The 18,815-nt window shown below is 56.7% G+C and carries 20 protein-coding genes and 1 pseudogene; 12 read left to right on the top strand and 9 right to left on the bottom strand.

Going from position 1 to position 18,815, the window contains the following annotated elements; all coding sequences use genetic code 11:
* Positions 1 to 10: 10 nt before the first annotated feature.
* Positions 11 to 964 carry an endonuclease gene (locus tag IQK56_RS13040; RefSeq protein ID WP_193862326.1) on the top strand — a complete coding sequence of 318 codons (954 nt, stop codon included), beginning with the start codon at positions 11 to 13 and terminating at the stop codon, positions 962 to 964.
* A gap of 189 nt (positions 965 to 1,153) precedes the next feature.
* Here the strand turns inward: IQK56_RS13040 and IQK56_RS13035 are convergent, their stop codons facing one another.
* The 4 genes from IQK56_RS13035 to IQK56_RS13020 all read right to left on the bottom strand — a co-directional run bounded on the left by IQK56_RS13035 (position 1,154) and on the right by IQK56_RS13020 (position 4,534).
* Positions 1,154 to 1,429: a hypothetical protein gene (locus IQK56_RS13035; protein ID WP_172691823.1), complete on the bottom strand. Its 276-nt coding sequence runs from the start codon at positions 1,427 to 1,429 to the stop codon at positions 1,154 to 1,156.
* Positions 1,430 to 1,617: 188 nt separating this feature from the next.
* Entirely contained in the window at positions 1,618 to 2,589 is a 972-nt protein-coding gene (locus tag IQK56_RS13030) for a DNA replication terminus site-binding protein (RefSeq protein WP_102685583.1), read from the bottom strand.
* Between the two features lie 197 nt (positions 2,590 to 2,786).
* Positions 2,787 to 2,972: a hypothetical protein gene (locus IQK56_RS13025; protein ID WP_043094363.1), complete on the bottom strand. Its 186-nt coding sequence runs from the start codon at positions 2,970 to 2,972 to the stop codon at positions 2,787 to 2,789.
* A 59-nt stretch (positions 2,973 to 3,031) separates the two neighbouring features.
* A complete protein-coding gene (locus IQK56_RS13020; protein WP_033050535.1) occupies positions 3,032 to 4,534 on the bottom strand; it encodes a 3'-5' exonuclease in 1,503 nt (500 codons plus the stop codon).
* 147 nt (positions 4,535 to 4,681) lie between these two features.
* On the opposite strand from IQK56_RS13020, the gene IQK56_RS13015 reads away from it, so the two are divergent.
* Together IQK56_RS13015 and IQK56_RS13010 are read left to right on the top strand one after the other, a co-directional pair.
* The gene (locus IQK56_RS13015; RefSeq protein ID WP_102685584.1) at positions 4,682 to 5,002 is read left to right on the top strand and encodes a hypothetical protein; all 321 of its coding nucleotides are present in this window, start codon (positions 4,682 to 4,684) and stop codon (positions 5,000 to 5,002) included.
* A gap of 100 nt (positions 5,003 to 5,102) precedes the next feature.
* Complete coding sequence (locus IQK56_RS13010; RefSeq protein WP_016502326.1) at positions 5,103 to 5,444, top strand: hypothetical protein; 342 nt, start codon at positions 5,103 to 5,105, stop codon at positions 5,442 to 5,444.
* A 170-nt stretch (positions 5,445 to 5,614) separates the two neighbouring features.
* Here IQK56_RS13010 and IQK56_RS13005 read toward each other — a convergent pair whose 3' ends face one another.
* Entirely contained in the window at positions 5,615 to 6,481 is an 867-nt protein-coding gene (locus IQK56_RS13005; protein WP_011154372.1) for a replication initiation protein, read from the bottom strand.
* Between the two features lie 1,024 nt (positions 6,482 to 7,505).
* On the opposite strand from IQK56_RS13005, the gene IQK56_RS13000 reads away from it, so the two are divergent.
* From IQK56_RS13000 to IQK56_RS12980, 5 genes are all read left to right on the top strand, one after another.
* Positions 7,506 to 7,985 (top strand): hypothetical protein, encoded by a 480-nt coding sequence (locus tag IQK56_RS13000; RefSeq protein WP_023049062.1) that lies wholly within the window; start codon positions 7,506 to 7,508, stop codon positions 7,983 to 7,985.
* Between the two features lie 209 nt (positions 7,986 to 8,194).
* The gene (locus tag IQK56_RS12995) at positions 8,195 to 9,328 is read left to right on the top strand and encodes a ParA family protein (protein WP_011600725.1); all 1,134 of its coding nucleotides are present in this window, start codon (positions 8,195 to 8,197) and stop codon (positions 9,326 to 9,328) included.
* Positions 9,329 to 9,483: 155 nt separating this feature from the next.
* Positions 9,484 to 10,500: a ParB/RepB/Spo0J family partition protein gene (locus tag IQK56_RS12990; protein ID WP_193862322.1), complete on the top strand. Its 1,017-nt coding sequence runs from the start codon at positions 9,484 to 9,486 to the stop codon at positions 10,498 to 10,500.
* A gap of 394 nt (positions 10,501 to 10,894) precedes the next feature.
* Positions 10,895 to 11,200, top strand: a complete 306-nt coding sequence (locus IQK56_RS12985) for a hypothetical protein (RefSeq protein WP_193862323.1) — start codon at positions 10,895 to 10,897, stop codon at positions 11,198 to 11,200.
* A gap of 964 nt (positions 11,201 to 12,164) precedes the next feature.
* Positions 12,165 to 12,971 carry a ParB/RepB/Spo0J family partition protein gene (locus IQK56_RS12980; protein ID WP_193901721.1) on the top strand — a complete coding sequence of 269 codons (807 nt, stop codon included), beginning with the start codon at positions 12,165 to 12,167 and terminating at the stop codon, positions 12,969 to 12,971.
* A gap of 54 nt (positions 12,972 to 13,025) precedes the next feature.
* On the opposite strand, the gene merR is transcribed toward IQK56_RS12980, so the two are convergent.
* Positions 13,026 to 13,424 (bottom strand): Hg(II)-responsive transcriptional regulator, encoded by a 399-nt coding sequence (gene merR, locus IQK56_RS12975; RefSeq protein ID WP_003089120.1) that lies wholly within the window; start codon positions 13,422 to 13,424, stop codon positions 13,026 to 13,028.
* Between the two features lie 74 nt (positions 13,425 to 13,498).
* Between merR and IQK56_RS12970 the strand changes: the two genes are divergently transcribed.
* From IQK56_RS12970 to IQK56_RS12960, 3 genes are read left to right on the top strand one after another with little or no spacing between them, the layout of a single operon-like run.
* Positions 13,499 to 13,849 (top strand): mercuric transporter MerT family protein, encoded by a 351-nt coding sequence (locus IQK56_RS12970; protein WP_003089115.1) that lies wholly within the window; start codon positions 13,499 to 13,501, stop codon positions 13,847 to 13,849.
* Positions 13,850 to 13,861: 12 nt separating this feature from the next.
* Complete coding sequence (gene merP, locus IQK56_RS12965; protein ID WP_003150552.1) at positions 13,862 to 14,137, top strand: mercury resistance system periplasmic binding protein MerP; 276 nt, start codon at positions 13,862 to 13,864, stop codon at positions 14,135 to 14,137.
* A gap of 7 nt (positions 14,138 to 14,144) precedes the next feature.
* Positions 14,145 to 14,357: a GDCCVxC domain-containing (seleno)protein gene (locus tag IQK56_RS12960; protein WP_003089113.1), complete on the top strand. Its 213-nt coding sequence runs from the start codon at positions 14,145 to 14,147 to the stop codon at positions 14,355 to 14,357.
* Positions 14,358 to 14,369: 12 nt separating this feature from the next.
* Here IQK56_RS12960 and IQK56_RS12955 read toward each other — a convergent pair.
* The 3 genes and pseudogenes from IQK56_RS12955 to IQK56_RS12945 form a co-directional block, all read right to left on the bottom strand.
* Positions 14,370 to 17,362: pseudogene (locus tag IQK56_RS12955) on the bottom strand (Tn3 family transposase).
* Between the two features lie 3 nt (positions 17,363 to 17,365).
* On the bottom strand, positions 17,366 to 17,776 hold the full coding sequence (locus IQK56_RS12950) for a putative toxin-antitoxin system toxin component, PIN family (protein ID WP_003150546.1): 411 nt from the start codon (positions 17,774 to 17,776) through the stop codon (positions 17,366 to 17,368).
* Positions 17,776 to 18,015, bottom strand: a complete 240-nt coding sequence (locus IQK56_RS12945) for a ribbon-helix-helix domain-containing protein (RefSeq protein ID WP_003089107.1) — start codon at positions 18,013 to 18,015, stop codon at positions 17,776 to 17,778. Before IQK56_RS12945 ends, IQK56_RS12950 begins: the two co-directional genes overlap by 1 nt.
* Before the next feature lie 201 nt (positions 18,016 to 18,216).
* Between IQK56_RS12945 and IQK56_RS12940 the strand changes: the two genes are divergently transcribed.
* Positions 18,217 to 18,759 carry a recombinase family protein gene (locus IQK56_RS12940; protein ID WP_193901720.1) on the top strand — a complete coding sequence of 181 codons (543 nt, stop codon included), beginning with the start codon at positions 18,217 to 18,219 and terminating at the stop codon, positions 18,757 to 18,759.
* Positions 18,760 to 18,815 lie beyond the last annotated feature (56 nt).

Genomic DNA, 18,815 nt, shown 5'->3' with positions numbered 1-18,815 from the left:
ATCGACCCTCATGATGTTTACGGCCATGCTGATGGCCACGTCTCACCTCGCTCTTGCCTCAGCCCCTACGACCTTCGAGCAGGCCAAGGTTGAACTACGTCAGAAGGTCTACTACGACCGCAACACCAGCGAAGCCGGCGATCTTTACTGTGGGTGCAGTTGGAAGTGGGTAGGGCGATCGGGAGGCCGGGTGGACTTCGCCTCGTGCGGGTACGAAGTGCGCGCCCAGGAAAATCGCGCCCAGCGCATCGAATGGGAGCACGTCTTGCCGGCATACGCCTTCGGCAGCCAGCGGCAGTGTTGGCAGAACGGGGGGCGCAAGAACTGCATCGACACCGATCCGGTATTTCGCAAAATGGAAGCGGACATGCACAACCTCGCGGTGAGTGTGGGCGAGGTCAATGCTGACCGGAGCAATTTTCGCTATGGCGTTTTACCCTCAACACCGATGCAATACGGGGCTTGCCCGACCAGAACAGATTTTCAGCAACGCGTGACAGAACCTCGCGACCAGGTGAAGGGCGCGGTTGCCCGAATCTACTTCTACATGCACGACCGTTACGGGCTATCGATGTCCAGAGCACAACAGCAGTTGCTGATGGCCTGGGATCGTCAATACCCGGTGAGCGCGTGGGAACAGGAGCGTGACCGGCGGATCGCCAGAGTAATGGGGCATAGCAACCCATTCGTAACAGGTGAAAGATCCTGGAATCTCGGTATGCGAGTGAAGGGAGCCGGTACAATGGCACAGGCCATTCGGAGCGAACCAGTTGAACACCAGGTGTCCGGTGGATACTCCTCCAGCGTGCTTTCGCCGGTGATTGGCAACCGCAATAGCAACGTTTACCACCTGCCATTCGGCTGCCCGAGCTATGAAAAGGTCGGAATGCGGAACCGGGTAGAGTTTGCGAGCGCTGCGGACGCCGAAGCTGCGGGGTTCATACGGGCCGGAAACTGCCGATAAGGGCCATTCGGAGGGGATATGCGGTTTTGTAGCCGATCGCAGGGCCTCAGGGCCAGGTTAACCCTCCCTGAGCCTCCAGGGCGCTGTGCAGTCGTTACAGCCCGTGCTGACGGGAAGCGTGAGGTGAGGGAGCGCGTATTGCGTGCCTGGCCGGGTGTATCGTAAAGATCTCCCGGCCGGCCTCGATGATCAATCAACGGTCTGATGCTGTTTCGTTTTTGCAGTGTGCTGGGCCGGTACCGGCCCAGATTGGGCTGGCGTAGTGGCCAAGGTATGAGTAATCACCGAGCCGCTTTTGTTTGCGAGGTTCTTTGCCAGAGACTCGCGGACAACTTCCATCGTGAGTATTCGCGAGGTGGCAATCGCAGCTTTGAGGGGCTGGCCAGCTGCAACCAATACCTCAACCATGTCCAGGGCCGTATTCACGCCGGCTTCAATTCGTTTCTCAACGCCATCAATCATCATCTTCTCGATCTCCGTTTCAGGCAGCTAGCGGAATGCAAGCGGCCTCAGAGGAGCGTACGCGGTTCACGAGTGGCTTGAACAGCTCAGCGCATAAGGAGATAATCTTTGCTACCTAATTATTAGCGTGCTACCGAGTTTAACATAATCCCTATTATGCGAAGTCTAAGCTGTTGATTTTGAAGGGTAAGCTATCGGTCTGAGATGTTTTTTACTGACTCTCGGTACGTCGATAGCACCTCGGGTGTCTCTGGCGCGCCGGGCTCCTGAGCAACTGGGTCCGCAGTGGATGAGGCTACGAAAAAGCGCCCCCCAGGGAGTGCCGGCAACCGTTGCTTTACGTCTGGCCGTTTTGCTGATCGCGAGTCTCTATCGAAGTTCTTGAGGCCAACGATCCTTGCAGCGGGTTGCCCATCGAGTACGAAGAATGGAAGGTTGGCATGCAGCATTGCGTCATACCGGCTGCGCTCGGAAAACCACAGCATGGCCCGCGGATGCGGAGCGATGGGCTTCGGCACATCCAACATATCGGTTTCAGCCATGTTCGCGATGCTGCGCAGATCGATCCACTGGGGGCTATTCACCACCGGCTCGCCGGTGGCCATAGATTTTTCATGGGCCTCGGCGAGCAGCACCTCACGGACGTGGGCAACAGTGACACGCTCTTTACCTGAGGTGTGACCGGCCCAGGTGAATGTGATCTGTCTTGGGGCAGCATCAAAAACCTGGATTGCGCGCTTCAGCTGGTTGAGAGAGAAATTTTTCCCCAGGGCCTGGCGCATGATGTGAGAACGGCGGCTGACGGCAACGTTGCGAAACACTCGCTCAGCCTCGATCGCATCCACCAGCTCGCTCTTGCAGCGGTTCACCGCCCTGCCCTCATCGAGTATCGATCCGGAGAGGATAAAGTACCCCGGCAAACGCAGCACGGTTCCTGGAGCCTGGCCGAGATCGCGCTCAAACTCGCGTAACGCCTCTACAGCGGCCTTGATCGCGTCAGTTCCTGTCAGTACCTGGACGTGGATTCGAGATGGCGTCCTCTGTTCAGTGAGGAGCGGGATGCGCCATATCATCCCGCCGACAACCAATGCGGGCCACTTCTCATTGAAAGCCCCAACGGTTTCGACCAAGCGCTCGTAAGCGGAGACAATTGCGTCAGTCATCTAGGATTCCTCATAATACCACCCCTTCACTACGGCTATACCGTATGCCCTCCTCCCCCTCCGCACCATGTTAACCAGGTGCGACGCCGAGGGTGCGAAAAGCGATCTCGCGATTGAAGGGGTGGTATTATCGAGTATCCCAAAATCCGCTCATAAAAAAACCCGTTCGAAACGGGCTTTTTTTGCTACGTGTCAGCTCAACGAATTTGGACTGCCTCAAGGGACAACAGATCCTCAATGTGATCCGCTGCATCGGCCCGCAAACGGCTCTCCAACCTTTCTCGACTGATGTGTTCAGTTTCGCTCGGCTCAACGAGCAAGACTACATAGCCTTGATTCCGCAGCTGCTGAAGCAAAGCTGCCTGGTCGCTGGAAATGGGCATGAAAATATCTCCTGTGATCAGTGGGTGATTTTCAAAAGTCGAAGCATGCTCGAGGAGCACTACGCGGCAGCCACCTGTTTCTTCCTGAAAACCATCGGGGTATTTGGCTTGCGGCCGTCACGCCGGTCGACGAACTCTTTCATGATCTCCAACATCGTCGAGTTGACAGCAAGAACTCGCATGGCGCGGGTACACGCGACGTAGAGGAGGTTCATCTCATCAATCCATGGTTCCTTTTCGTTCTCTGGATTGAATGGATCGAAGGTGAAATCCTCAGCCAGTTGCACCGCATCCCACTCCAAGCCCTTCGAACGATGTGCGGTGCTGAGGGTGATGGTGGCTTCAAGCTCATCAGTGACCGCATTGCGCCGCAGCTTGGCAAACAACTCCGGGAGATCCGCGCTGTACTGCTCGATGATCTTGATCGAGCGGTTCATCTCAGGGTCTTGGCTTTCATCGGCAATCTGCTTGTAGAGATCGTAATCGGGATATTCCTGGAGGAGTTTTTTCCCCTTCACTCGGTCACGCCACCCCTTCGATAGCGCATGTAGGTCTTCAAGATCCTGGAGGTTGTAACCCTCGATCCCCCCAACCCAGTAGATCTTTGCACCAGTCTCTACATTGGCCAGCGCCGTCTCGATCACTCCAACCACCGTCCGGCAGAGTACGGTGCGATGTTCAAGGTCAGCAGGTAGTGCCTTGGAAACACGAGTCTCGCCGCCAAGCCCAGCCAGTTGGCGGGATTCACCCTTGAACGCGAGAACCATGTTGGCGACGTGCGCAACGGCAGACCCGAACCGAAACGACTGAGTGAGGTAGTGGACTTCCGCTTTGTCGAGCCAGGTTGCATTGAGAGCATCTACGGCCCCCCTGAAGCGGTACAGCATCTGATGGCCATCACCACAAACGACTACGCCCATTCCGTATGCCGCCTGCTGCGCAAGCACACCAGCAATCACTGGATTGATGTCCTGCGCCTCGTCTCCAAGCGCAATATCGTAACGATCCCGCAGATTTGGTTTCGAGAGTGCCCAAAGCTTGAGATAGCCGTCGTGAGTGATATTCGCAGCCTCGTTTTGGATGTCGCACATTTGCAACCAAAGCTGCCTGGCTCCCTCTACGATGCTGCCGGCGGCGCGCTTCATTCGCTCCGTTTTGAGCTTGTTGACGGGGCAGTGACATAGCTCGATGTCGTCATCCGCGCTGGCCAAATAATTGTTCAGCGTCTCTTGCACGCTGCGCACCAATTCCCAGTTCTGTGAGCCGATAATTCTTGCGATGTCGGTCAGGCGCAGGTTGCTCGTGAGCTTGTGTCTGTACTTCGATCCGATCGACGCATAAGCCAAGCCGTGGGCTGTTTTGCACGTCACGTTCGGCGGAAACTTTTGCTTGGCAGCAATCTCGACGCTTTTGTTGTAGCAGAGGTAGAGCAGACGGCATTGAGGCCGAGCCTTGGCATAGCCAACAAGCGTGGTGGTCTTCCCAGTTCCAGCAAAAGCCACAAGCTTGACGATACGGGCCAACGAGTTAATCGCAGGCCCCTGTTCGTGGGTGAAGTTCATCCCTTGGATCTCCGTTCTGATATGCCTCCATGGTTGCATAGCCACGCACAAACCCAAGCGGGGGCTGCTAGCTCTGCCATCTACAGGATTTGGGTATTCCTGGAGAGGTGGCAATGTCTTCTCACACCCGGAATCAGAGCAGCAACCATGACTTACGACGAGACCCTTGCTTCCTATCAGCGTCTTCTTGAAGCCAATCCAGGGAAAGCATTGCAAATCGGCGACGATTGCTACGCGGTGCTGATCAACGGAACTTTGAGCGGGGCATACGCCACCCTGGATGGGGCTGTTGATCTTGGGACAATTTTCCACTTTGATCGAGAAGCTTGGGATGCCGAATGCGAGTGTTGGGACGGTGATGTTTCTGGCATGCAAACAGCATTTTGCGTAGCCACTCCCTCCCTTGTTGATCTTCCGCAACCACCCGCGGGGAATGGCACGCCCAACCAAGGGAAAAAAGAATGCTAGGGTTTGTCGCCAATCCGATGCCGAACAAAGCCAGGGGAATTCCGTTTGGGATTTACGGGACTGCTGGCAGGATGAATGCAGATCAAGGGAGCCGTAGCTTATGACAGCCATCCAACTTTTCCAGCAGCGCCAATCGGAGCCGGTATGCACCGATCTGATTCAGATGATTCGTGACGGCATGATTCGCCGGCTAAAGCGATTTGTTGTAGAACCTTACGATGACGGCATCACCTGGGGGATTCAGACAGTCGCCATAGCAACACCTGATGCTGATGACGGCGACCAGTTTCCGGTGGTGATTGTCGACCTCCACGAAGACGACCAGGCTGCAATGTCATTTGCCCTGAGCGTCTTCGACGCGCTAAAAAATGCAGGCCGAGCATCAGGCGAGGATGTATGCCAATGGCGGCGAAGCCTCTTCACGCTTGTGCCTAATTACTGAGCACTGCGCGCCCCAGACCAGGCCAAGAAAAACCCGCCATTAAAGGCGGGTTTTTTGTGGAAGTGGCACCAAAAGGACGGCAAATGACGATTCGAATACCTAGGCGGAAAAAAACGGCACCGGCGACACTGCTCAAAAAGGCACAAACGGTCGTCAGATGACGACGCAAGCTAATCTGGTTGCTCTCCTTCCTCTGCCGAAACAGCGAACAGCAGACCGGCTTCTTGTGCTTCAGCCAACTCACCCAAAGGCTTCGTGATCAGCCATTCGCTTTCTTCGGCAGGGTCATACTCAGGAAGCGGGGGAAGATCTTCAGGGTCAAGTTCCAGATTAAGCGGGAGCTGTGCGAGGTCACAGAAGGTGAACTTGATTGCGATCACCTTCCGCCCTTCCCTCCTCAACTCGTAGCTGACATCCAGGTTGCTCTTAGTCTTCAGCTCCTCAACTGCCGGATCTATGACTCTCTGGCGAAGGTTGTTGAATCGTTGATAGGCATCCGACAAGCCAAGGGCGACCCGCAAGGCTTCAACCTCGATGTAGGCCCATCCAGTCTTCCGAAACTGCATCAGCATCTCGAATAGCCGGAACGAATGGCTTGAGTCCAGGCAGGCAACGCGCCGTAGATCATAGCTGGTCACTTTGCTGTACAGCATCGTGAGATAGGGCATGACATGGATGGTGAACGACAATTCAACGCGACCTTCACCATCCAGATATTTGGCCCGATCAACCCACCGCTTTCGCTCCATTCCAGACCCGTCAAAGGTCTTGATATCGCGCTCGTATAGCTCATCAGCTGCCACTTTCATCTGCTCATAGGCATGCCTGAGCTGGACGCCGTAGATATCCGAATAGTCCACGGCCGACACTGACACCTTTTTCGGCATGGGCCTTCTTGGATCGAGCTTGCTAATAGCCGCGAGGATCAATCGCTGCTCGTTGAGAGTCAGCCGGTACGATGCGGTAATCAGCGTATTGGATTTCGTGACCCGGAGCGGCTTAGGTTCCGGCTTGGTAGGTTTGGGTAAATTGGACATAACTGGCCCTACGATTAGTAACGAAACCCTACAGAGAGTTTCCCCTGTAGTCGATACCCAGGATTTTTTTAATCTCTCGACCCCAGTAACCACGGGCCCCGCAGATCACCACCTGTTCACTTGGCTCGGCGTCGCATGAATCTGTAGTCGATAGATAGCAGCCGTAATTTGTAGTCGATAGGCTTCCGTCCACCCCGTACAACAGCCGTAATCTGTAGTCGATGGTGCGCGGCACCTTCGATCCGCAGCCGTAATCTGTAGTCGATAGCAAAGAATTGGGTGGCACTGCTACGGGCAATGGCCGTCCAGGCATAGCCGTAATCTGTAGTCGTATCGAGCAAATGGCTGCTATCGCAGCCGTAATCTGTAGTCGATAGGCTCAGGTGAGGACAGGAAAGACTATTTATTGGCGATTCCACGCAGGAGTGGGGCAAAACATCGAGAAACGTCAAAGAAACGGCGAATAAATATAAATATCATTTAAAAACAAGGACTTACAGAGTTTTTGCTGTAGGCAAAGGCCAGGCTGGCAAATTCAGAGCACAAAATGGCTTGAAATCGAGCCATAAAAACTCAAACTCGTGCTACGTGCACAACCCAACAGCCGGAATCTGTAGTCGTTAGACGCAGCCCAGGGCCTTCATCTGGCCTGTGGATAACGGCCGGAATCTGTAGTCGTCACAGCCGGAATCTGTAGTCGCATCAGCCGTAATCCATAGTCGCAAAGCCGGAATCTGTAGTCGCAATGCCGTAATTTGTAGTCGATAGTCCTCTGGAGGCCCCGTGGCACAAGGGCTCCAGCCTTCTAAAAACAAGAGAACAACAAGAGAAAAACAATTAAAAGGCTTTTAAAACTGGAAAGCTGATTTTCTGAAGGTTGAGAAGCAAAGGCCAAATCCAAAGCCAAAAGCAGACTCAGAAACCGAGGGCCGTTTTTCCGACGACAATTCGGTTCGAAAGCAGCACACCCACCAGGTCGGCGAGGAGAAAATGATCCCAACCGAACACGACCTGGAGGAACCCAATGAATACTGCCGCTTTCGCGGGCGTCGCAGCTTATCTGCTCAGCATGGCTGCTATAGCGCCGGAGCCGGTAAGCCTAGCTGTAGGCGTTACGACGATCGTAGACGTCCAGCAGCACTACACCATCATCGACAAGATTGGTACTTCCTACACCGGCGGGCCGGTACTTAACCTTTCAGAGTGGGAGGTCAACCTCGAGGGTGTCACTGACATTCAGCTGGCCTTCAACGCTGAAGGGGTCCTGGATGTCGCTACGGTAAAAGCTGACAAGCTCCACCTGGAGGAGGTGCTGAATGGCTTGAAGAGCCAGCTGCAAATCAGCACTGATGAATCCAGCCTTGGCTTTGAGAACGTGACATTCTTGTCTGGCTCCACCGAGGTGGTTGTCGAATCGCATCCCCTGGATACCCAATTCACAGTCAATTACATCAGCGCCGACTTCAAACGCGCACGCACCCAAGCTCAAAAACAGTACGCCTAACTAAATCACAGAACAGCCCTCCTCTTTCCATACAAAAACCAGTTCGCTTCAAACCATAAAAAACAGCCATAAACCCGAACTGATCGGCAGAATACCTAGCCATCAGTTCGGGATAAGCAGCGGAAAAAAGGCCCGTACCATGATTTAGCCTTGAAAATATGGCGTTACGTATTATCATCCCCCTGTATTCAGCAAATGCAGGGATTGTCATGCAGCAGTCAAGCGAGCAGTTTGAAGAAGAAACGGTCAACTACACCGACTTCGACGCCCTCCTCTATCCCCCCCAGTTCGCGGCCGACTGCTTCGGCCTTACCACCCGTCGCCTCAAAGATATTGAAGACGAAAACGGCATCGAGATTCGCCGGGTTCCGCGAGGAACTGTCACCTCAAGGGCTTATACGCTTCGCGATATTTTTGACATCGCTGCGCTTCGCCGAGCGAAAGGCTACGCAAAGGGACTGCCTCGGCAGATTGTTATCTCAACGTTCGTGCAGAAAGGCGGTACCGGAAAGACGACAACCTCAGTCAACTTTGCTGTATTCCTTCAGCTTGCAGGTCTGAGGGTGCTTTGCGTTGATAACGATCCTCAGGGCGATTCGTCCAGCGTGTTTGGCTACGATCCAGATCTCGCACTATCAGATCTCGAGGCGATGGGAATACCAGCCGATCGCTATGTCGCCGGCCATTTTGGCAGCCTCCTGAGTCCCGATCTCCGGGTGAGATGCTTTGATCCGATGACTTTCGAGGAAGTCGTCAAGAAGCCATTCGGTGAGAACGGGCCACACCTGATTCCTGCCGATGCATATCTGGAAGACCTGGCCGTGGCACTCGATGCCGAAAACAATATGGACTTCTGGTATGCAGGGTGGCTTGAGCGGGCGCGTAGCGGAGAAATCCCAGGTGTCGATATCTCCTCCTATGATGTGATTCTGTTCGACAACGCGCCTACCGCCTCCAGGCTCACCAAGAACTCCATTGTTGCCAGCGACTTTGTGCTCTGCCCTGTACGGATGGATAAGTTTTCATTCAGGGCGCTGATGCGGCTAAACGACTGGATGGTTCGATTTGCGAAAGCATATCGCCGCTCTCCAGGAGTGCTCGCTATCCCTACGATGTTCATTCGCAACCGCAAACGCATCCTCAACAACCTGGTCGTCCTGAACGATCTTTTCCCTGGTCGGGTATCTGAGGAAAAACTCTATTACTCCGAGGATTACGGTAAAGCGCTTGATCAAGGCGTTCCCCTGCTGGTCTGGAAAGGTGCCTCTTCCAAGACTATTGACTCGATGCGCAGTGTTTTCGGTGAGGCGTTGAAACGAATACGCGATCTGGCCGCTCAGTGATTTGAGGTGGTGCTCGGAGCACCAGAGCCGTTAGATTTGAGTGGTGCTCGGAGCACCACTCAGCGAGTTCAGAAAATGGTGGTGCTCGGAGCACCACTTATAACTTGAGAATATGAGGGGTGCTCGGAGCACCACCACTAGGTTTCGGAGGAAGTATGGCCAAGTCGGAGGATTACCCAGGTCAAAAAAAGACCCCCCCTCTTTGGGTCACCGGGGTTCGCCCGCCAGCGGAAATTGCTGAGCCGAATCTAAGGGTTTCCGTTGCAGACATGCTCGCAGCGCAACGGGCGGAACAGGAGGACATCGCTCCAGTTCCAACCCCGGTTGCAGCTCCAACGCCAGGCCATAACGATGAATCTCTTGCCGCAAGTGACAGCGGCGTCCTCGCTGAAGTAAAGGTCGAGTCGATTCGGGTATCTCCCTTTCAGCCTCGCCTGACCTTCAGCGAGGCTGCTATTGAGGATCTGGCGAACTCGATCGCCTCTGTTGGGCTGGTAAAGCCGTTGACGGTTCGTCCTATAGGGGAAGGAGCGTATGAGCTGATCGGCGGCGAGCGTCGTTGGCGTGCTCACAAGCTGCTGGGCAGAGAAACCGTCACCGCCTATGTTCGCTCCGTTACGGATGCAATGGCGAAGATCCTGGCCTTGACCGACAACGAGGGACAGGAAGCTCTAACCGAGTATGAGCGCGGTCGTTCCTATGCCGCGATTATGCGAGCTGGGGAAGAAAGTTCGATTCGTGCTCTGGCGCGCAGAGTAGGGGTCAACCATTCGATAGTTAGCAGATGCCTTCTCCTAATGGATCTGCCAGAGGAGGTTCGAGCGATACTCGACACGAACCCAGGGCTTATCGGTGGGAAATGGGCAAAAGACTTCATTGAATTCAGTCGTACCGAGCCGGCGCTGCTTCTGCAAGCAGTTACCTCTATGCGCGATCATCAATGGACGCAGGAACATGCTCTGCGGTGGTTAGCGAAGGAGGTTGCCTCGCGTGATCAGCAGAAAACGCCGAGCAAGTTCACCGACAAAGAGATCAGTGGGATAGGCAAGGTTCGTGTAGATGGGAAAAAGGTCGAGCTTCGATGCGAGAAAACTGTCGACGCGAAGCGGCTGGCTGAACAATTTGAGGCCTTTTTGAAAACCATAGATCGCTCCCTGATTACAAGCGAATGATTATCAATTATATTGTAATGAATGATTTCAGACGCGAAACTGGTTAGAAAACGTGAACACGAAGGCGAAGTGCCATGACAGAATATGGTTTTTCAGACTTCGAGATAGGGATATATGGCAACCGCAGTCGCGCAACCAGAACTCAGAGTGGTGCAACCGCAGACACGATTCACCGCTCTCGCACAGCTGCCAAAGATTGAGCCTGAGCATTTGCTCGGCCTAAGTCGTATCGAGCTGTTTTCAGTGATTTCAGAGCACTGGCTGAAGTGTTCAGCCCCCGCGCGGATTCACATGTTGAGCAGCGAAGATCGGTTCATCCGCGGCGAGGCGCGGGCTCAAAACAAAGCATTAAGCGTCACGCAAATTTGCGCAGACCAAGCGCCAGGGGTTATCTATGAGCAATTCAACCAAACACCGTATCTCGCTGGCGTATGAGCACGAAGGTGAGGTGCGGCAGGCTTCAGCTGAGTTGAACCTAACGAAGGCGAGCATCATCTTCAGCGGGCTCCCGAGCATAAAATTCCAGGTCTCTCTAAGCGATCCTGAGCAGGTCATATTGCAGTTGCCCACAGACCGCAAAGGAAAAAAGCCAACGGTGTCTTGCGACATCTCCTCGATTCCTGAGCTGGAAGCGGCGATGGGGGAGGTGCGCAGGCAAGGCTGGCTAAGGCCGAAGGTGTCAGTGAGAGAGTGTGAATGAACCGAGGCCGATGCCATGCTCTGAGGTCGAGGCGCTTGAAATCGATATCCAGGAAGCTCACAAGCGCATCCCTTTGCACGAATCGCAATTGACCGCCCAGCTCATTCGCTACTCTGGTTGCTTGAGTACGCACGGAGAGTAGGCCGAGAGCCGCAGGCCTAGCACAGAAGCTCCAAGGGAGGCTGTCCACGCGCTGTCCCAGGCTCCGGACGGGAAATGATCTACATAGATCTCCGCGATAACCTATGCTTCAACCACAGCCAGCCCACTTTCCTTCTGTAGGAAGGGATCGAGCTTACGGCGGTCAAAAAACTCAAAAAGCACCAAATTAATGAAACTTATCACGCCCTAAATGGTCAGTGATGGCCTAATGTTTGCTGTAGACATGGCCCTAGCTTATGCTGTGCTATGAGACAACTTTTATAGGTGTTGCCGTTCTGCAACCAGTTTACGAGCTGAAAAGATGACGAACTTTTGACGCCGTTTTTTGTGTGGTGGTGCAGAACTGTATATTTATACACTGATTAGCATGCAGCCTTTGCCTTGACAGAAAATACCGAGATTCAGCCATGATCACAAAGATGCCGCCTCATGTAGTCAGAAGCTTTCCCTACTGGGAGACGCCACCGGAGCCGGGCCAGGATTTACATGAATTGAAATGGGGTGTCATGGAAGTCCTTTCAGACAAGTCACTTAGATTCGTTGACACAAAACCAGATCAAGAAGCTCTCGAGGAATTAATAAGCCAACTTCAAGAGAAGATTTAATATTGATTTAGATTTATTGTCCTGGGCTTCTGTAGATCACAACCCCTGCTTAAACGGCAGGGTTTTTTTTGCGTGAATATCGACGACAGGTCAGCAAAATGATCGCAAATTCAGACGCAAAAACGACCTGAAAAAGCGTCATTTATGTATGTATTCGACTTATCGTTCCTAGATGAACATGGAACGAGAAGCTGCTCATGCAAAGCTATGATTTGGAGTTTCACGATTACGCTCAGCTATTTCCGCTAATCATTGGTGATGACTACGAAGCCCTGCTTGAAGATATCGATACCAACGGACAGCGTGCCCCGATCGTTCTCCATGAAGGAAAGATCCTTGATGGGCGCAACCGATACCGCGTTTGCAAGGATCTGCTGATCGAACCCCGAACAGAGGAATACACAGGAGATGATGCCCTGGGTTATGTCCTCTCTCTGAACCTCTATCGACGGCAGCTCACCGTGGCACAACGGGCTTTGATCGCTGCCGAGCTGTCCTCACTGCGCGGGAGTAGCGCTATCACTGTTGACCTGGAGAAGGCCGCCGGGCAGGAGCTGGAAGCCGCCAAAATGGCTATTGAGGAGGCAGCCAAAGTCCTGGGTATCAGTCCGCGCTCTGTGTCTTCTGCGTGCAAGGTTGTGCGGGACGGTGCCCAAGAGCTGCTGGATGCTGTCAAGTCCGGCGAAGTGAGCGTATCCGCAGCTGAACAGGTGGCTAAGCTGGGGAAAGAAGCACAGCAAGAGTTGTGTAGCCGTGGGCCTAAGGCTATTCGTAAGGCCGCGAAGGACATGAGGGAGGAGGGCAGATCGAAACCTGCATTGACCAATAAGCCACTTCCGCCCTCAGAAAAAAACGGTTCCCTGCCTCCGCCGGTGCCGCTTGACGATGATGAAGATGCTGATTCAGCACAGGATGCGCCGGCTAACCAAATAGCCGCGATTGAGCAAGAGTCGGACGTTTTCTATACGGGGTTTGGGGAGCAATGGAACCAAAAACCAACGTAAGCTCTGAATCCCACCGTAAAGGGGCTTTCCGATCTCCAGCTCACCCGCCAGGCATTACTCTCTGATCAGTGCCTCGATGATCGGGCAGATCGTTCCGCCGTCTCCCGCATCACATTGCTGCACCAGTTCGCCTAACAGTTGCTGCATGACGACCAAGTCGGCCATCTTCTGCTCGATCAACGCGAGCTTGCGTGCAGCCCGTGCTCGCGTTTCGGCACAGGCGCACGACTCATCCAGCGTCAGCAGTCCACCGACTTCCGAGAGCGTGAAACCCAGCGCCTGAGCCCGCTTGATGAAACGCAGTCGCTTCACCATGTCCACCGGATAGCGCCGATGGCCACCCAAGGGTTTGGCTGGTTCATCCAGCAGCCCGCGTCGCTGGTAGTAGCGGATCGTCTCGACGTTCACCCCGGCGGCGTCTGCCAGCTTGCCAATGGTCAGCTCTGTGGCCATCACTTTCTCCTTGATTCCGTACTTTGGTACGGAGTTTAGAATAGCACCTAGGCAATCAGGCTCAGGAGATGGGAATGGGGATGCAACTCACCGGGAAAGGCTCGCTGGTCGCGAGTTCGCTGACCGCCATCGGTGCGTCGGTGTGCTGTGTCGGGCCACTGGTGCTGTTGGCACTCGGTGTCGGCGGTACGTGGGTGGGCGCTCTGACCATGATGGAGCCACTACGCCCCCTCTTCATCGGGTTGACTCTACTGTTCCTGGGATTGGCATTCCGCAAGCTCTACCTGGTGCCACAGGTTTGTACGCCAGGTACACCCTGCGCCGATCCGCGCACGCTCGTGCGACAGCGACTCGTGTTCTGGATCGTCAGCGTGCTGCTGCTCGGCCTATTGGCCGTGCCGTGGCTCGCCCCGCTGTTCTACTGAAGGAGATTAACCATGCGCAAACTGCTGATCGCCGTGCTTTTCGCCTTGCCCTTCGTGGCGCTGGCGGCTCCCCCGAAAACCGTCACGCTCGACGTGCAGAACATGACGTGCGGACTCTGTCCGATCACGGTCAAGAAGTCGCTGGAGAAGGTGTCCGGCGTGAGTGACGTCCAGGTCAATTTCGACCAGAAGACGGCGACCGTCACCTACGATCCCGATAAGGCCCAGCCCGAGGCACTGACTGAGGCGACCGCGAACGCGGGATACCCCTCCACAGTGCAGAAGTGAGGTCACGATGAGCGCCATTGTCCTTGAGTCCGTGCTGACTTGCCCGCGCTGCGGCTTCGCCAAGCCGGAAACCATGCCCACGGACGCCTGCCAGTTCTATTACGAGTGCAGCAACTGCAAGGCGCTGCTGCGCCCCAACCCAGGGGATTGCTGCGTTTTCTGTTCGTTCGGCTCGGTGAAGTGCCCGCCGATCCAGCAGCAGCTTGGGTGTTGCTCATAGCGTTTAGGGGGATCACAGGTCGTCGTCTGGATTACGCAGTGGCCGCAGCTCGCCGCGCGCAACTTCTTCCGGTACCGCAAAGGAATACCGCCCGAGCATGTTGATGTGCTCGTAGATCAGCGGCGATAGCCGGGCCAAATCCTCTTCCAGCACTGGATAGCCGTGCTGCTTGAGCCGTTCCACGGCCGCCGTCATGTAGAGGGTGTTCCACAGCACGATGATGTTCACCACCAGGCCCAGAGCACCGAGCTGGTCTTCCTGGCCTTCGCGGTAGCGCTGGCGGAGCTCGCCGCGTTTGCCGTGGAACACGGCGCGGGCCAGGCTGTGCCGGCCTTCGCCTCGGTTCAACTGGGTCAGGGTGGCGCGGCGCTTGGACTCGTCGTCGATATAGGTCAACGTGTGCAGAGTCTTTTCGATCCGCCCGAATTCGGCCAGCGCCTGGGCCAGCCGGGTGGGTCTATCTCCCGTTTGCAGCGTGCGCATGATGCCAGTCGCCGGCACCCGGCCGAGTTTGAGCGAGCCGGCCAGGCGCAGCAGGTCGTCCCAGTGCTCGGCGATCAGGTCGAGTTTGACCGACTGGCGGGCCAGCCCGTTGAGCTTGCCGTAGTCCGCGTCCGGGCGCGTGCGCCAGAAGCGGGTACCGCCGACATCGGCCAGCCGCGGACTGAAGTGGTAGCCAAGTAGGCGGAAGAGCCCGAACACCACATCGCTGTAGGCCCCGGTGTCGGTCATGATTTGCGTCGGCTGCAACTCGGTCTGCTGTTCCAGCACGACCGCCAGCAACACCAGGCTGTCGCGCAGCGTGCCGGGCACGGTGATGGCGTTGAGGCCGGAGAATTGGTCGGAAATCAGGTTGTACCAGGTGACACCCCGGCCGGTGCCGAAATACTTCGGATTGGGGCCGGCATGCACGGTGCGCACCGGTACGACGAAGCGCATGCCATCGGCGGAGGCGACCTCGCCGCCACCCCAGACTTGGGCCAGTTCCAGTTGGCTTTGCGCTCCGACCAGGATGGCGTTAGCCGCTGACAGGGTGTCGTCGCGGATATAATTCTGGCTGACCCAGGACAGCCGGTCACGGCGCAGCGCCGGGTTGTCGGTGCGGATCAAGGGCTCCAGGCCGGTGTTGCAGGCCCCGCCCAACAGCACCGCGCAGAGGCTGGTGACCAGGTTGTCGGCGCGTGCATTGCGTTCGGAGACATGGGTGAAGGCCTCGGAAAAGCCAGTGCGGGCGGCGATTTCCAAGAGGATTTCCGGCAGATCGACACGCGGCATCAGGTCAGACACGGCCGCCCGCAGTTGCAGCAACGAGCAGGGCTCGTCCAGCTTGTCCAGCGCCCCGAGCGACAGTTCGGTCTTGCCCTCGGTGTTCTCGCTCAGTTGAATCGCCGGGTTGTCGGGCAGGCGCGCGGCTACTGCCAGCCAGGTTGCATCCAGCTCGACGGACAAGGCGTCCAGGGTGGTTTTGGCGTCGATGGTCAGGCCCAGTGACCGGCAGATGATCGGTCGCGCCGCCAGCCATTCGGCACCGTCGAGCAGGCCAAGGCGCGGGTCGGCATAGCGCCAACTGGGCGAGACGAAGACATCGCGGCGGCGCAGGGCCGTGCGCAGCGCATCGAGCGTGCAGAACACATAGGCACCCATGTCGAGGGAGCCATCTTCGCGGGTGATGTGCTTCTGCCAAGCCTTGGCCACGATCTCCTGCGGCGCGTCATCCTCTGGCTTCCGGCGCGGCAGGTTCAGTTGCAGCCACTCCAGACTAGCCGCCACGCCCTTGCCGGCCGGGCTGAAGCCGAAGCGGATGTGCTTGAGCAGGTCGGGCAGAAGCGGCGCACGCTGCGGTAGCGCGCTTCCAATGCAAGAAAATAGACGTCATCTACCGGGCGGATCAGCGCGTTGACCTCTTCCAGGGCCTTTTCCAGGGTGGTCCTCGGCAGGTCGTTGAACAGCCGGGCGCGCACGTTGTCATCGCTGATCGAGCTGTCCAGCACGACCTTGCACGCGGCGGCGAGCGTCGCGGCCGACCGATCCAGGTCTTTCAGGCTGCGCATGCGGGCTTTCTTGTCGGCCTTCTCCGCGTTGCTGAACAGGTCGCGCAGCAAGGCCTCCAGGACTTCCAGTGCGTCGTCGTGCGCAGTCGCCTCCAGGCAGAGTGCGAAGGCCACCAGTGTCGCCATCCGCCGCGACGCCGGCAGCCGATTAATCGCGGTGACCTTGGCCGTGTTGGCGAAGCGGGCCAGGGCGGCGATACGGCTGGGAGGGATGTGCGCCGCCGCCGGCAAGGTGATGCCGATGCCGCGCACGTCATCGAGCCGGCGCAGTGCCCGAATCAACGCGGGGCCACTGACCATGACCGGGCCGGAGCGCAATTGATCCAGCCGGGAGCTGCGGTTGCCTTCGGCCACCGTCAGCAAGTCTTGCAGTTGCAATCGCTGTTCCTCAGTCACGCTGCGGCCCAGCGTAAACCAGAGGCGTTCTTCGACCCGACTGCGCAACTGGGCGATAAAGCGCTCTAGTTGAGACACACCAGGCAGGAGGACTTTCTGTGTGAACAGCCACGAGGTGGCTCGCTCAAACAGCACTCCCGGCCGGTCGGTGCCCGTCCAGCAGAGGGCATACAGCCAGCGGCTCAAGCGAAAGCCGATGCCCGGATCGGTGAAATGACGATAGCCAAAGCGGTTCTGAATATCGGTGGCATGTATCCAGCGGCGATGATCGCTATAGCGCTGGAGGCAGTCGGGGTCTGGAATCGCCAGTTGTCGGCAAAGCACCTGCAGGACTTCCACCGGCACGGCGGCGGGCTTGTCCGGCAGAACGCCAACGAAGCGGACGGTGGTCAGCAGAACGGCATAACCCAGACGGTTATGGTTACCCCGCAGCACCTGGATGGCTTCACGGTCTTCATCGCTCAGGTGGAAGTAACGTTCCAGCTCTTCACGGCTGGGCGAATCAACATAGCGGCCAAAACCGTCGCGTTGCTCTTGAGTCAGAAAACCGACCGGCATTGATCACAGCACCTCGACGCAGAACACGGCGGGCGTGACGATCCGCGTGCGTTCGATGTGCCCGCGTTGCAGCAGGCCGGCGCGGCGATCACCGGTTACCAGGTAGTCCGCATCGCCCGCCAAGGCCATGGCCAGCAAAAACGAGTCATCCGGATCATCGGCTTCGACCTCGATGGTCAGGCGCTCCAGTACCACAGCCCGTTGCAGGTTATTGATCATGGCGCCCACCTTGGCGGGCTGTAGGATGGCCTGAAGCTTGGGATAGCGGCTGGCTCGACGAATTTCATCGAGTTGCATCCGCGAGGTCACCACCTCGAAACGCGCCGCCCGCCAGGCACGGTAGATCGCATCGGGCGCGCCATGTGGCGAGATCAGGGCGCTGAACAGGATGTTGGTATCCAACACGACCCGCATCAGCGCTTACGTGCCCAGTCGAGCGCTTCGTCAACCGCGTTGGTCAATTCTGCCTCACTCAGATGGGCGTTAGCGGCCTTGGCCTGCTCAGCGCTCAGCTCCAGGATGTGTGCCCGTACCGCTTCTTCGATGAAGCGCGACAGGTCGCCCTTACGGCCGCCGCCCTGGCTGGCCAGAAACATCCGAAGCGACTGGTCGGTGTCGGCCGAGACGGCGACATTCCAGCGAATGGTATTCATAGCGTTCTCCGCTAATAGGTGTTTGTGTGTTTATACGCCAATCACAAAGGGCGATGCAATGGTTCGACAAAACGAAGGTTTTGCCGAACTCTATCGAGGAATGGCTCGGTTCGTTAAGCTCCCCGCGCTACGGTTCAAATAACTGGTACGCTTAATCAAAGTTCAACTATTACTAACGTAGTCGAGTAAACAGTACTTTTGATGAAGATCGGTTATGCGCGAGTGAGCACTCGGGATCAGAAAGCCGACCTACAAGTCGATGCCCTGAAACAGGCCGGGTGCGAACGCATCTACCAAGACATCGCCAGCGGCGCGAAAAGCGCCCGGCCGGAGTTGGACAAACTGCTGGCCAACGTGCGGCCGGGTGATGCCGTGGTGATCTGGAAGCTGGATCGCCTTGGGCGTTCCCTCAAGCACCTGGTCGAGTTGGTCGGCGAGCTGGCAGAGCGCAAGGTCGGCTTACAGAGCCTGAATGACCCCATCGACACCACCCACGCCCAAGGCCGCCTGGTGTTCAACCTGTTCGCCTCGCTGGCGGAGTTCGAGCGCGAGCTGATCCGCGAGCGGACTCAGGCGGGTCTGTCGGCCGCACGGGCGCGTGGCCGGATCGGTGGCCGTCCCAAGGGCCTGCCAGCCAAGGCTGAGGCCACCGCCATGGCGGCCGAAACCCTCTACCGCGAAGGTCGCCTGAGCGTCAGCGCGATCGGCGAGAGAAGGGGTCGTTGCGGGAGGGGCGGAATCTGACGCTAAGGCTTTGGCCAGCCGATATTCTCCGGTGAGATTGATGTGTCCCCTCCGAG

Source organism: Pseudomonas cyclaminis (assembly GCF_015163715.1).
Classification (GTDB): domain Bacteria; phylum Pseudomonadota; class Gammaproteobacteria; order Pseudomonadales; family Pseudomonadaceae; genus Aquipseudomonas; species Aquipseudomonas cyclaminis.
Note: the sequence above shows the minus strand (reverse complement) of the source record. Positions and strands in the feature narration are given on the sequence as shown.